The organism is Vogesella mureinivorans (genome assembly GCF_007644035.1).
GTDB lineage: Bacteria > Pseudomonadota > Gammaproteobacteria > Burkholderiales > Chromobacteriaceae > Vogesella > Vogesella mureinivorans.
The window spans coordinates 1-590 of the sequence record NZ_VMTV02000950.1; the positions used below are offsets into that span (position 1 = coordinate 1).

1 protein-coding gene is annotated in these 590 nt (G+C 64.1%); it reads right to left on the reverse strand.

Features of this window, described 5'->3' with window-relative positions; translation table 11 throughout:
• Nucleotides 1-72: 72 nt before the first annotated feature.
• Nucleotides 73-519 carry a RusA family crossover junction endodeoxyribonuclease gene (locus FLQ44_RS21285; protein WP_147695970.1) on the reverse strand — a complete coding sequence of 149 codons (447 nt, stop codon included), beginning with the start codon at nucleotides 517-519 and terminating at the stop codon, nucleotides 73-75.
• Nucleotides 520-590 lie beyond the last annotated feature (71 nt).

Consider the following 590-nt stretch of genomic DNA (forward strand, 5'->3'; position numbering starts at 1 on the left):
TCCTCTGCGGCCGGCTGCAGCGTGCTGAACAAGTCGAGCTGGTTGTCTGGGGCCATGGCGAGTACCGGCATGTCAGGCAGCGAAGAGTAGGCCGTCGATAGGCTTCACCAACACCTGCACGCCCGGCGTTTCGGCGTAGCGCTTGCGTACCACGATGTCGCAGGCCTGCACGTCGTCGTTCCACACCACGCCGTTGATGCCGTCGAAGATGGCTTTCACCACGTTGTCGGCGTCGGGCTTCTTGGTGGGGTACACCTGGCCGGCAATGGCGGCGGCCTGTTTCTTCTTCGACCAGCTGGCAGGGATAGGCAGCAGGATGGCCATTTGCACTTCAACAGGGCCGGCCAGCAGCGCCCGGCCAACCATGGCTTGTTGCGCGGCCATGGCCACCAGCGTTTCGTAGTTGGCGGTTTTCTCCGGGGTGTACATCTTGGCGAACTTGCCGCCTCGGGTGGATACCTTCGGGCGGCCTTTGCCTACCGGTGCGCCAGGGACGGTGAACTTGATCACGTTGCTCATGCTGCCTCCTGGGCGTCGTCGTTGGCGGCCTTGCTGTGCTGCAGGTACGGCAGCAGCGACTCGGGCACCGG